The organism is Streptomyces sp. NPDC006610, assembly GCF_040611575.1.
Classification (GTDB): domain Bacteria; phylum Actinomycetota; class Actinomycetes; order Streptomycetales; family Streptomycetaceae; genus Streptomyces.
In genome coordinates this window covers 105,837-117,976 of record NZ_JBEXOP010000011.1, presented here as the reverse complement: position 1 = coordinate 117,976, position 12,140 = coordinate 105,837, and the positions used below count along the sequence as shown (strand labels likewise).

The 12,140-nt window shown below is 70.8% G+C and carries 11 protein-coding genes; 6 read left to right on the top strand and 5 right to left on the bottom strand.

Annotated elements, in window-relative coordinates:
• Nucleotides 1-19: 19 nt before the first annotated feature.
• The 6 genes from murJ to trxA all read left to right on the top strand — a co-directional run bounded on the left by murJ (nucleotide 20) and on the right by trxA (nucleotide 7,392).
• Nucleotides 20-2,347 (top strand): murein biosynthesis integral membrane protein MurJ, encoded by a 2,328-nt coding sequence (gene murJ, locus ABZY13_RS11815; protein WP_356629388.1) that lies wholly within the window; start codon nucleotides 20-22, stop codon nucleotides 2,345-2,347.
• A 139-nt stretch (nucleotides 2,348-2,486) separates the two neighbouring features.
• Nucleotides 2,487-4,220 (top strand): protein kinase family protein, encoded by a 1,734-nt coding sequence (locus ABZY13_RS11810; protein ID WP_356629386.1) that lies wholly within the window; start codon nucleotides 2,487-2,489, stop codon nucleotides 4,218-4,220.
• A 27-nt stretch (nucleotides 4,221-4,247) separates the two neighbouring features.
• Entirely contained in the window at nucleotides 4,248-4,973 is a 726-nt protein-coding gene (sigM, locus tag ABZY13_RS11805) for an RNA polymerase sigma factor SigM (RefSeq protein WP_356629384.1), read from the top strand.
• Nucleotides 4,970-5,917 carry a zf-HC2 domain-containing protein gene (locus tag ABZY13_RS11800; RefSeq protein ID WP_356629382.1) on the top strand — a complete coding sequence of 316 codons (948 nt, stop codon included), beginning with the start codon at nucleotides 4,970-4,972 and terminating at the stop codon, nucleotides 5,915-5,917. The genes sigM and ABZY13_RS11800 overlap by 4 nt, the downstream gene beginning before the upstream one ends.
• 132 nt (nucleotides 5,918-6,049) lie before the next feature.
• Nucleotides 6,050-7,018 (top strand): thioredoxin-disulfide reductase, encoded by a 969-nt coding sequence (gene trxB, locus ABZY13_RS11795; RefSeq protein WP_356629380.1) that lies wholly within the window; start codon nucleotides 6,050-6,052, stop codon nucleotides 7,016-7,018.
• Nucleotides 7,019-7,059: 41 nt separating this feature from the next.
• A complete protein-coding gene (gene trxA / locus ABZY13_RS11790; protein ID WP_228966305.1) occupies nucleotides 7,060-7,392 on the top strand; it encodes a thioredoxin in 333 nt (110 codons plus the stop codon).
• 96 nt (nucleotides 7,393-7,488) lie between these two features.
• Here trxA and ABZY13_RS11785 read toward each other — a convergent pair whose 3' ends face one another.
• The 5 genes from ABZY13_RS11785 to ABZY13_RS11765 all read right to left on the bottom strand — a co-directional run bounded on the left by ABZY13_RS11785 (nucleotide 7,489) and on the right by ABZY13_RS11765 (nucleotide 12,128).
• Nucleotides 7,489-8,106 (bottom strand): GNAT family N-acetyltransferase, encoded by a 618-nt coding sequence (locus ABZY13_RS11785; protein WP_356629378.1) that lies wholly within the window; start codon nucleotides 8,104-8,106, stop codon nucleotides 7,489-7,491.
• A 193-nt stretch (nucleotides 8,107-8,299) separates the two neighbouring features.
• Nucleotides 8,300-9,406, bottom strand: a complete 1,107-nt coding sequence (locus ABZY13_RS11780; RefSeq protein WP_356629376.1) for a ParB/RepB/Spo0J family partition protein — start codon at nucleotides 9,404-9,406, stop codon at nucleotides 8,300-8,302.
• Entirely contained in the window at nucleotides 9,403-10,476 is a 1,074-nt protein-coding gene (locus ABZY13_RS11775) for a ParA family protein (protein WP_356629523.1), read from the bottom strand. The genes ABZY13_RS11780 and ABZY13_RS11775 overlap by 4 nt, the downstream gene beginning before the upstream one ends.
• A gap of 295 nt (nucleotides 10,477-10,771) precedes the next feature.
• Nucleotides 10,772-11,488 carry a 16S rRNA (guanine(527)-N(7))-methyltransferase RsmG gene (gene rsmG / locus ABZY13_RS11770; RefSeq protein WP_356629374.1) on the bottom strand — a complete coding sequence of 239 codons (717 nt, stop codon included), beginning with the start codon at nucleotides 11,486-11,488 and terminating at the stop codon, nucleotides 10,772-10,774.
• A gap of 127 nt (nucleotides 11,489-11,615) precedes the next feature.
• Complete coding sequence (locus tag ABZY13_RS11765) at nucleotides 11,616-12,128, bottom strand: R3H domain-containing nucleic acid-binding protein (RefSeq protein ID WP_356629372.1); 513 nt, start codon at nucleotides 12,126-12,128, stop codon at nucleotides 11,616-11,618.
• Nucleotides 12,129-12,140: the final 12 nt, after the last annotated feature.

Below are 12,140 nucleotides of genomic sequence, written 5' to 3'. Positions count from 1 at the left end.
ACGATGAGGTGGGGTAACCATGAACGCGCCGTACGACGGTGACCGCGGCCAGGGCGCGGACAGCCCGGGGTACCCCGAGGGCCCGCCGCCCGAGCACGGCCAGGTGCCGCCGCAGCACCCCGCGGACATGTACCTCCAGGACGCCTACGACCAGGACCCCTACCGCGGCCAGGACCTCACGGCCCAGGACCCGGTCGCCGAGGCGCTCTACGACCGTGCCGCACACCCCCCGCCGCCCCCGGGCACGTACCCGCAGCAGCCGCTGTACGCCCAGCCGCCGCAGTCCCCGTACGCGCCCGACCCGCGCGTGTGGGCGCAGACCCCGGCGCCCGAGCCGGAGGGGCCCACCCAGTACCTCCCGTACGGCGACGATCCCCGCACCACCGAGTACGTGGGCGTCGACGACCTGGTGACCCGGTCGGCCGCCGAGCGGCAGGAGCACGACGCCTTCGCGTACCTCTTCCGGGACCAGCAGTACAGCGGTGTCCGCCCGCCGACGGACCACCCGTCGGTGCCCGGCCCGGCAGCCGCGCCCGGCGTGGGCCAGGGCGGCCCGACGGCCCCGTACGGCGGGAACCACGGGGGCGAGGGACAGTACGGCGGCCACCACAGCGGCGAGGGCCCCCACGAGGACGCCCGTCCCCCGGCCGGCCAGTACCCGCCCCAGGCCGCCGAGCCGGCTCCGGCCCCCGCGACCGCGGCGCCGGCCCGGAAGGGCGGACGCGCGGGAAGCCTGCTGAAGTCGAGCGCCGTGATGGCCGCGGGCACGATGGTGTCCCGGCTCACCGGCTTCGTCCGGTCCGCGATGATCGTCGCGGCGCTGGGCGTCGGCATGCTGGGCGACACCTTCCAGGTCGCCTACCAGCTGCCGACCATGATCTACATCCTGACGGTGGGCGGCGGCCTCAACTCCGTCTTCGTACCGCAGCTCGTGCGGGCCATGAAGGAGGACGACGACGGTGGCGAGGCCTACGCCAACCGTCTGCTGACGCTGGTCATGGTGGCGCTCGGCGTGCTGACCGTGCTCTCCGTCCTCGGGGCGCCGCTGCTGATCCGCGCGCTGTCCGGCGCGGTCGCCGGCGATCCGGATGCCAACGAGGTCGGCATCACCTTCGCGCGCTACTTCCTGCCCTCGATCTTCTTCATGGGCGTCCACGTGGTGATGGGTCAGATCCTCAACGCGCGCGGCCGGTTCGGCGCGATGATGTGGACGCCGGTCCTGAACAACATCGTCATCATCGTGACGCTCGGCATGTTCCTGTGGGTGTACGGCACCGCCGAGCACTCGGGCATGAAGGTCACCAGCATCCCCCCCGAGGGCCAGCGGCTGCTCGGCGTCGGCGTGCTGCTCGGCCTCGTCGTCCAGGCCCTGGCGATGCTCCCGTACCTGCGGGAGACGGGTTTCCGGCTGCGGCTGCGCTTCGACTGGAAGGGACACGGCCTGGGCAAGGCCGTGACGCTGGCGAAGTGGACGGTCCTGTTCGTCCTCGCCAACCAGGCGGGCGCCATCGTCGTCACCCAGCTGTCGACCGCGGCGGGCGAGGAGTCGCCCGTGGACGGCACCGGTTTCGCGGCCTACGCGAACGCCCAGCTGATCTGGGGCCTGCCGCAGGCCATCATCACCGTCTCCCTCATGGCGGCCCTGCTGCCCCGCCTGTCGCGTTCGGCGGCGGAGGGCGACGCCGGCGCGGTGCGCGACGACATCTCCCAGGGGCTGCGGACGACCGCGGTCGCGATCGTGCCCATCGCCTTCGGCTTCGTCGCGCTCGGCATCCCGATGTGCACCCTGATGTTCGGCTCCTCGGGCACCGGCGAGGCCACGAACATGGGCTTCATGCTGATGGCGTTCGCCCTCGGCCTCATCCCGTACTCCGTGCAGTACGTCGTCCTGCGCGCCTTCTACGCCTACGAGGACACGCGGACGCCGTTCTACAACACGGTCATCGTCGCCGCGGTCAACGCGGGCGCCTCGGCCGTCTGCTTCCTCGTCATCCCGGCCCGCTGGGCGGTGGTCGGCATGGCGGCCTCGTACGGGCTCGCCTACGCGATCGGCGTCGGCGTGGCCTGGCAGCGGCTGCGCAAGCGGCTCGGCGGCGACCTGGACGGCGCCCGCGTGATGCGGACCTACGCCCGGCTGGCCATCGCCTCCGTGCCGGCGGCCCTGCTCAGCGGCGCGGCCTGCTACGGCATCAGCCAGGCCCTCGGACAGGGCGCCCTGGGCTCGCTCGCCGCCCTGCTGGCGGGCGGGGCCGTGCTGCTCGGAGTCTTCTTCGTCGCCGCCCGGCGCATGCGCATCGAGGAGCTGAACTCACTGGTGGGCATGGTCCGCGGGCGTCTGGGCCGCTGAATGGCGGGGTAGGCGCACAACCATCGTCCGCCACCGTGTGTCGTGCATAGCGGCGGACTGTGGGCACAATTGGTTTCGGTGTCGGACGGCGCGCGGCGGAGTCGGCCGGCGCGCTACGAATGGGGAGGCAGGAACGACGGTGGCGGAACGGAGCACGGCTGCCGTCGACGTGGCAGACAGCAGCGGCGAGAAGTCGCTGACCGCCAAGGCGGATCAGGCGGACCAGTCCACGGCCGACGGGGTGGCCCAGAACCGGGAGCGGGACACGGAACTCGACGAGGCACAGGGGAGCGGCGGGACCGACGGTCCCGGAGGAAAGGCCTCACCGCCCGAGCTGCACAGCGGCCACAAACTCGCCCGGCGTTACCGGCTCGAGGACTGCGTCACCCGTCTGGACGGCTTCAGCAGCTGGCGTGCCGTGGACGAGAAGCTCCGGCGCGCCGTCGGCGTGCACGTCCTGCCCGCGGATCACGCGCGGGCCCGCTCCGTCCTGGCCGCGGCCCGCTCCTCCGCGCTGCTGGGCGATCCCCGTTTCGTCCAGGTGCTCGACGCCGTCGAGGAGAACGACCTCGTGTACGTCGTGCACGAGTGGCTGCCCGACGCCACCGAACTGACCACGCTGCTGTCCGCGGGCCCGCTGGAGGCGCACGACGCCTACCAGATGGTCAGTCAGGTCTCCGCCGCCATGGCCGCCGCCCACCGCGAGGGCCTCGCCCATCTGCGCCTCAACCCCAATGCCGTCCTGCGCACGTCCAGCGGGCAGTGGCGCATTCGCGGGCTCGCCGTGAACGCCGCGCTGCGCGGCATCAGCTCCGACACGCCCCAGCGCGCCGACACGGAGGCCGTCGGCGCCCTGCTGTACGCCGCGCTGACCCAGCGCTGGCCGTACGAGAACGACGCCTACGGACTGTCCGGGCTGCCCAAGGACGTCGGTCTGATCGCCCCCGACCAGGTACGGGCGGGCGTGCACCGCGGCCTGTCGGAGCTGGCGATGCGCGCCCTCGCCAACGACGGCGCGACCGCGTCGCGGCACGAGTCGCCCTGCACGACCCCCGACGAGCTGGTGAAGGCGATCGGCGAGATGCCCCGCATCCGTCCGCCGGAGCCCGCGTTCACCGCCCCGCCCGAGTACCAGCGCACCACCTACCAGCAGGGCACGTACGGCCGCCCCGCCCCCCACCCCGGGACCACCCAGCCGGTGACCTCCCCGCCTCCCCCGCTGCAGAGCCGCACCGGCAAGGCACTGAAGTGGGCCGTGTCCGCCCTCCTCATCGCCGCCCTGGGCCTGGGCAGCTGGCAGCTCGCTGACGCCCTCATGGAGCGCGGCGGGCAGTCCGACGGGACGAACAAGACGCAGACCACGAACGGCGGCGACAAGGACGACGACGCCTCCAAGCCGGTCCGGACCCTCGGCATCGAGGGCGCCCAGGAGTACATCGCGAAGGGCTCCGCCCAGTCCCCGGAGGACGTGCCCAGCACCTACGACGGCGACAGCTCCACGTACTGGCGCACCAAGAGCTTCGTCGACGGCCCCGAGATGAATCCCGCCTACAAGCCCGGCGTGGGAATCGTCTACGACCTCGGCTCGGAGCAGACCGTCTCGGCCGCGTCCATCAAGCTGCTGTTCGCCGGCGACCACACGACGGTCTCCCTGTACGCGACGGACTCCATGAGTTCCGCCACGCCCATCAGCTCGATGAAGAAGCTGGGGACGGTGACGACCTCCGGCACGTCCGCCGCCGTGAAGGCGGACGCCGCCGTGAAGACCCAGTACGTACTCGTGTGGTTCACCGCCATGCCGCACGCTCCCGGCGACGGCTTCAGCGACCCCGGCTACAAGCAGGCGATCACCGACGTGAAGTTCACGGGCTGACGCCTCACCGGAAGGGGGAGTGGTCCGATGGCGCAGGACGCCGGACACGGCTCGGTCGGCGACCGGGAGCTGCTCGCCCGTCATGTGGAGGGCGACCCCGACGCCTTCGGCGAGCTGGTCCGCCGCCACCGTGACCGGCTGTGGGCTGTGGCGCTGCGGACGCTGGGCGACCGCGAGGAGGCCGCCGACGCCGTGCAGGACGCCCTCGTCTCCGCCTACCGGGCCGCCCACACCTTCCGCGGCCAGTCGGCCGTGACCACCTGGCTGCACCGGATCACCGTCAACGCCTGCCTCGACCGGGCCCGCAAGGCGGCCTCCCGGAAGACCTCGCCGGTCGACGACCCCGAGCGGCTGGAGCAACTGCTGGAGCCGCACGAGTCGGCGTCCGCCCCGGCCGAGCGCAACGATCTGCACCGCCAGCTCGTCGAGGCCCTCGGCACACTGCCGCCCGACCAGCGCGCCGCCCTGGTCCTGGTCGACATGCAGGGCTATCCGGTCGCGGAGGCGGCCCAGGTGCTCGACGTTCCGACCGGGACGGTGAAGAGCCGGTGCGCCCGCGGCAGGGCCAGACTTCTGCCGTTGCTCGCCCATCTGCGCCCCGCACGCCCGGGCGGGGCCGACGCACCGGACGCCGGACGGAACCGGGTCGAGGGGCCATCCGTCCCACCGGCGACGCAGACGCACGAGACGGCTCCGCAGGATGCCGGGCCAGGCGATTCAGCTGCTGTGAAGGGCGGAGGTGGGCGAGCGTGACAACCTCGACGGACACGGCCGGGCACCCGGACGTCACCGAGATCTCCGACCTCGCCGAGGGCCTGCTCCCACCCTCCCGGACCGCCGAGGTCCGCCGGCATCTGGCTGCGTGCGAACTGTGCGCGGATGTCCTGGCCTCCCTCGAGGAGATCCGGAGCCTGCTCGGCACGCTGCCCAGTCCTTCCCCCATGCCCGTGGACGTCGCCGAGCGGATCGACGCCGCCCTCGCCGCAGAGATCCTCCTCAGCTCCAGACCGCCCGTCGCCGCGGACATCACGGCGTCCGCCGACATGTCCCCCGCCGGATCCGGCACGGACCACGACCCGCGTGTTTCACGTGAAACATCGACGCCGACGGATCGCCCCTCCGGCCGCGTCCCTGCCTCCACCACCGGACCGGGACGCAAAGGAAGCAAGGGGCGCAAGGAGCGCGAGCGGCGGCCTGGTGGACGTCGCCGTGTCGCCGTGCTCACCGCCGCTCTCTCGGCCGCCGCCCTGGGCCTCGGCGCCGTGCTGGTCTCCACGCTGACCGGCTCGGAGCCCGCCGGACCGGGCCACCAGGAGCAGGCCACGTCGGCGGCAGCCTTCACCCGGCACAATCTGAAGGGCCAGGTGTCGGAGCTGCTCGATGACGGCGAGCGGCGCGGCGACCGGCGCAGCCCGGCGTCCGAGGGGGAGTCCCCTCTCGGAAACGACGACGCCCGTGTCTTCCGGCAGACCTCGGTCCCCGTCCCCGACTGCGTCCGCAAGGGGATCGGCCGCGCCGACGGCGCCCTCGCGACGGACAACGGCACCTACGAGGGCACGACCGCCCTGCTCGTGGTACTCCCCGACGCCACGGACGCCTCGCGGATCACGGCGTACGTCGTCGACGCGACGTGCGTGACGGACTCCTCCTCCGCCCCGGCCGAGGTACTCCTGACGCAGTCGTACGACCGTCCCTGAGAGCCGGAGAACGGCTTCCCTGTGAGCCCGGGCTCCGCGGGAATGTACGCCCCTTAGTATCCGTTGGGTGGGTGAGGGCCTCGGAGGGCTCCCACCGGTCGAAGACGCAGTCCAGAGACGAGGAATCTAGCCGTGAGCGACGTCCGAAACGTGATCATCATCGGCTCCGGGCCCGCCGGGTACACCGCGGCGCTCTACACCGCACGCGCGTCGCTGAAGCCCCTCGTCTTCGAGGGTGCCGTCACCGCGGGCGGCGCGCTGATGAACACCACCGAGGTGGAGAACTTCCCCGGCTTCCAGGACGGCATCATGGGCCCCGAGCTCATGGACAACATGCGCGCCCAGGCCGAGCGGTTCGGCGCCGAGCTGATCCCGGACGACATCGTCTCCGTCGACCTCACCGGCGAGATCAAGACCGTCACCGACACCGCGGGCACCGTCCACCGGGCGAAGGCCGTCATCGTCGCCACCGGCTCCCAGCACCGCAAGCTCGGCCTGCCCAACGAGGACGCCCTCTCCGGACGCGGTGTCTCCTGGTGCGCCACCTGTGACGGGTTCTTCTTCAAGGACCAGGACATCGCCGTCATCGGCGGCGGTGACACCGCCATGGAAGAGGCCACCTTCCTCTCCCGCTTCGCCAAGTCGGTGACGATCGTCCACCGCCGGGACACCCTGCGCGCCTCCAAGGCGATGCAGGAGCGTGCCTTCGCCGACCCCAAGATCACATTCGTCTGGGACAGCGAGGTCGCCGAGGTCCTGGGCGAACAGAAGCTCTCCGGCCTCAAGCTGCGCAACGTCAAGACCGGTGAACTGTCCGACCTGCCGGTGACCGGCCTGTTCATCGCCATCGGCCACGACCCGCGCACCGAGCTGTTCAAGGGCCAGCTGGAGCTGGACGAAGAGGGTTACCTCAAGGTCACCGCTCCCTCCACCCGGACGAACGTCACGGGCGTCTTCGCCGCCGGCGACGTGGTCGACCACACCTACCGCCAGGCCATCACCGCCGCCGGCACCGGCTGCTCCGCCGCCCTCGACGCCGAGCGCTACCTCGCCGCCCTCGCCGACACCGAGCAGGCCGAGCCCGAGAAGACCACCGTCTGATCCCCCTCACCCCTCACGCACCAACAAGTTAGGAGCCCGCCGTGGCCGGCACCCTGAAGAACGTGACCGACGACTCCTTCGAGCAGGACGTCCTCAAGAGCGACAAGCCCGTCCTGGTGGACTTCTGGGCCGCCTGGTGCGGTCCGTGCCGCCAGATCGCTCCGTCCCTCGAGGCGATCGCCGCCGAGTACGGCGACAAGATCGAGGTCGTCAAGCTGAACATCGACGAGAACCCGGGCACGGCCGCGAAGTACGGCGTGATGTCGATTCCGACCCTGAACGTCTACCAGGGTGGGGAGGTCGCCAAGACCATCGTCGGCGCCAAGCCCAAGGCCGCGATCGTGCGCGACCTCGCGGACTTCATCGCCGAGTGACGTAGGCGCCGTCGTCCCGTGGACGGCGTATGTTTCACGTGAAACAGGAGTGGGCCGACCCCTTCGGGTCGGCCCACTCCGTCTTTTCCTGTGCCGCTACAACGGCCGCAGCGCCGGCTCCTTCTGCACCGCGCCCAGAAGCCGGTCCAGCGCCTGCTCCATGTCTTCCTTCCAGGAGAGCGTCGTCCGCAGTTCCAGCCGCATCCTCGGGTGCGTCGGATGGGAGCGCACCGTCTTGAACCCGACGGCGAGGAGATGGTCGGCCGGCAGGACGCAGGCAGGCTCCTTCCAGCGGGCGTCCCCGAACGCCTCGATCGCCTTGAAGCCCCGTCGCAGAAGATCCTTGGCGACGGTCTGCACCATCACCCGGCCCAGTCCCTGTCCCTGGTACCCGGGAAGGATGAACGCGGTCATCAGCTGCACGGCGTCCGGGGACACCGGACTCGTGGGGAACGCCGTCGAGCGGGGCACATAGGCGGGCGGCGCGTAGAGCACGAAGCCCACCGGCACCTCGTCCACATAGACGACCCGCCCGCAGGAGCCCCAGTCCAGCAGCACGCCGGAGATCCATGCCTCCTTCTCCTCGGCCGCCGTGCCCGCTCTCACTGCGGCCTCACCGCTGACCGGGTCCAGCTCCCAGAAGACACAGGTGCGACAGCGCTGGGGAAGATCCTGAAGGTTGTCCAGCGTGAGCGGTACGAGCCGACGCCCCATGAAGGCTGTTCCTCGCTTCCCTCGCCCGCCGTGGCGGGCTGCCGTCAAAGCACTCCGCACCCGAACGCATCGTATCCGCGTTGTCTGGCCCCGGCACGGCCCCACAGCAGAACACGGGCCGTGTCCCGGCATCACCGGACACGGCCCGCGTGCGTGGCCCGCCGAGCGGAACCACATTCCGTCGGCCGACGGTTCAGTCCTCCGGGTCCTCGGCATCGTCCTCCAGAAGGCTCCGCTGGAGCACCGGGCCCTCGCCCGGAGCGAGCGTGCCCAGGATCCGCTCGAGGTCCTCCATGGAGGCGAACTCGACGGTGATCTTGCCCTTCTTCTGCCCCAGGTCGACCTTCACCCGCGTCTCGAAGCGGTCCGAGAGCCGCGTGGCCAGATCGCTCAGCGCCGGCGAGATCCGCGTCCCGGCCCGGGGCCCCTTGGAACGCTGCGCCGCCTTGGGCCGCGAACCCATCAGGGTCACGATCTCTTCGACGGCCCGCACGGACAGTCCCTCGGCCACGATCCGGTGGGCCAGCCGGTCCTGCTCCTCCGCGTCCTCGACGGAGAGCAGGGCACGGGCGTGGCCGGCGGAGAGCACTCCGGCGGCCACCCGGCGCTGCACCGTCGGCGACAGCTTCAGCAGACGCAAGGTGTTGGAGACCTGCGGACGGGACCGGCCGATGCGGTCCGCCAGCTGGTCGTGGGTGCAGTTGAAGTCCTTGAGCAGCTGGTCGTAGGCAGCCGCCTCTTCCAGCGGGTTGAGCTGGGCGCGGTGCAGATTCTCCAGGAGCGCGTCCAGGAGGAGCTTCTCGTCGTCCGTGGCCCGCACGATCGCCGGGATGGCTTCGAGCCCGGCCTCACGGCACGCCCTCCAGCGCCGCTCGCCCATGATGAGCTCGTAGCGGCCAGGCCCCAACTGCCGCACGACGACCGGCTGCAGCAGACCGACCTCCTTGATGGAGGTGATCAGTTCCTGCAGCGCGTCCTCGTCGAAGACCTCGCGCGGCTGCCGCGGGTTCGGCGTGATGGCGTCGAGGGGGATCTCGGCGAAATGCACGCCCAGAGGCGGAGCGGGCGTCTCCGGGGCGCCGGTCGGCGAGGACTCCTCTGTTTCACGTGGAACAGGAGGAAGCGTCGTCAGCTTCGCCGCGGCCACGCCCCGCTCGCCCGTCAGCACCGGCACGGTCGCGGGAGACGTGGAAGCTCCGCCTCCCGCCGGGGCCGGGGCGGGAACCGTGGCCCTTTCCGGCGGTCCCGCAGGGATCAGTGCGCCGAGCCCACGGCCCAACCCCCTTCGTCGCTCACTCACTGGATCCCCTCCACCATGCTCTGATCATTGCCTGCGCCGAGATGGGCCCGCGTCGCGTCATACCGGACGCCGACCCCCCTCAACGCGATTTCCCGGGCCGCCTCCAGATAGGAGAGGGCACCGCTCGAACCTGGATCGTAGGTCAACACCGTCTGCCCGTAACTCGGCGCTTCGGAGATACGGACCGAGCGCGGGATGCTCGTCCGCAGCACCTCGTCGCCGAAGTGGGTGCGCACCTCTTCCGCGACCTGCGAGGCGAGCCGCGTCCGGCCGTCGTACATAGTGAGCAGGATCGTCGAGACGTGCAACGTGGGGTTGAGGTGTCCCCGCACCAGGTCGACGTTGCGCAGCAGCTGGCCCAGTCCCTCCAGCGCGTAGTACTCGCACTGGATCGGGATGAGAACTTCCTGGCCGGCCACCAGGGCGTTGACCGTCAGCAGGCCGAGGGAGGGCGGGCAGTCGATGAGGATGTAGTCCAGCGGCTGCTCATAGGACTGGATGGCCCGCTGGAGCCGGCTCTCCCGCGCCACCAGGGACACCAGCTCGATCTCCGCACCGGCGAGATCGATGGTGGCGGGGGCGCAGAAGAGACTCTCGACGTCGGTGACCGGCTGGACCACCTCGGAAAGCGGCTTGCTCTCCACCAGTACGTCGTAGATCGACGGGACTTCGGCGTGGTGGTCGATGCCCAGCGCGGTGGACGCGTTGCCCTGGGGGTCGAGGTCGATCACCAGGACACGGCCGCCGTGCAGAGCCAGCGAGGCGGCGAGATTGACGGTCGTCGTCGTCTTGCCCACCCCGCCCTTCTGGTTGGCGACGACGATGACACGCGTCTGCTCGGGTCGTGGCAGCCCTTCTCCGGCCCGGCCCAGAGCCTCGACCGCCAGCTGGGCAGCACGACCGATGGGAGTGTCGTCCATCGGAGGCGGTGTTTCACGTGAAACATCGTCCCCTGGCGACTCGGTACGGGGACCGGGGACCGGATCGGTCATCGGTCCCGCGATGTTGGCGTCGGACCGCAAGGATTCACTCTCCTCGACTTCAGGCTCGCAATGAACAGAGCCTCCCATGCCTTCGGGGTGATGAACCAGTGAGGCCTGGCGATCTGTGGAGAAATCCACCTCTGTGGACAACTTTGGAGTGGGAGCCTCTCCCAGAGAACCGAGAGGCTTTCGGTCGCGGGGTTCGGCCGCGGCCCGGCCGCGGCTGATGATGCCGTGCAACAGTGAGCGACGTTTCACGTGAAACACGATGCACAGCCGCCGAGGCCGGACTGCCGCGACACTCCGGCGCACAGAGGGCGGGCAGCTTGTGTGGAGTACGTCTGTCCGCAAAAGACGATGAGGGACGAAGACGAAGAGGACGTCAACGCCGTCGGCGCGTCCGCCCCGTGCGCGCCGCCTTGGCCCGCTTGGCGGCGAAACGCACTCCGCCGGGGCTCTCGCCGACCTGGACCCGCACGACCGTGGAGAGCGGATCCACCACGCCTTCGCCGACGTGGAGGACGGACGTCTCCGTCGCGCCGAGCTTGCTGAGCGCCGTGGCCGCAGCCTTCAGCTCCTCCTCGGCGGTATCTCCCTTGAGCGCGAGCATCTCGCCGTAGGGCCGCAGCAGGGGGATGCCCCAGCCGGCCAGCCGGTCCAGGGGCGCCACGGCTCGTGCCGTCACGACCTGGACGGGCGGGAGTTTGCCCATGACCTCCTCGGCACGACCGCGGACCACGGTCACGTGATCCAGGCCCAGCAGCTCCACGACCTCGGTCAGGAAGTTGGTGCGCCGCAGCAGCGGTTCCAGGAGAGTGATCTTCAAGTCCTCACGGACCAGGGCCAGGGGAATGCCGGGCAGTCCGGCGCCCGACCCGACGTCGCACACCGTCACGCCCTCGGGGACCACCTCCGAGAGCACGGCACAGTTCAGCAGGTGCCGCTCCCACAGGCGGGGCACCTCGCGCGGGCCGATGAGACCGCGCTGCACGCCCGCCTCGGCGAGCAGCTCCGCGTATCGGACCGCGTCCGCGAAGCGATCGCCGAAAACCTCGCGCGCCTCCTCGGGCGCGGGGGGAAGCTCCGCTGCCTCCGTCACGGGGGACCGTCCTTCCGTACCGCGTCGGCGCACCGGGCGCCGACCTCAGAACCACCAGAACTATCAGGCTGACAAAGTACGGCCCCGTCTGCTCAACAGACGGGGCCGGTGGAAGCGTGGGGCCGAATCAGGCGGGCAGCACGACGACGAAGCGCTGCGGCTCCTCGCCCTCGGACTCGCTGCGCAGCCCGGCGGCCTTGACCGCGTCGTGCACGACCTTGCGCTCGAACGGCGTCATCGGCTTCAGCTTCACGGGCTCACCGCTGCTCTTGGCCTCGGCGGCGGCCTTGGCGCCCAGCTCGGAGAGCTCGGAGCGCTTGTTGGCACGGTAGCCCGCGATGTCCAGCATCAGGCGGCTGCGGTCCCCGGTCTCCCGGTTCACGGCCAGACGGGTGAGCTCCTGGAGCGCCTCCAGCACCTCACCGTCCCGGCCGACGAGCTTCTGCAGGTCACGGCTTCCGGTGTCGCTGATGATCGAGACAGCGGCGCGGTCGCCCTCGACGTCCATGTCGATGTCGCCGTCGAGGTCGGCGATGTCCAGCAGACCCTCGAGGTAGTCCGCCGCGATGTCGCCCTCCTGCTCCAGGCGGGTCAGGGTGTCTGCACCCTCGGCAGCGGCGGAGGTGGTGCCTTCCGTCACGGGATGGACTCC

Excerpts from the sequence above, each read along its gene's own strand:
- murJ (WP_356629388.1), top strand. The coding sequence starts at position 20 with ATGAACGCGCCGTACGACGGTGACCGCGGCCAGGGCGCGGACAGCCCG.
- sigM (WP_356629384.1), top strand. The coding sequence starts at position 4,248 with ATGGCGCAGGACGCCGGACACGGCTCGGTCGGCGACCGGGAGCTGCTC.
- ABZY13_RS11785 (WP_356629378.1), bottom strand. The coding sequence starts at position 8,106 with ATGGGGCGTCGGCTCGTACCGCTCACGCTGGACAACCTTCAGGATCTT.
- ABZY13_RS11775 (WP_356629523.1), bottom strand. The coding sequence starts at position 10,476 with ATGGGAGGCTCTGTTCATTGCGAGCCTGAAGTCGAGGAGAGTGAATCC.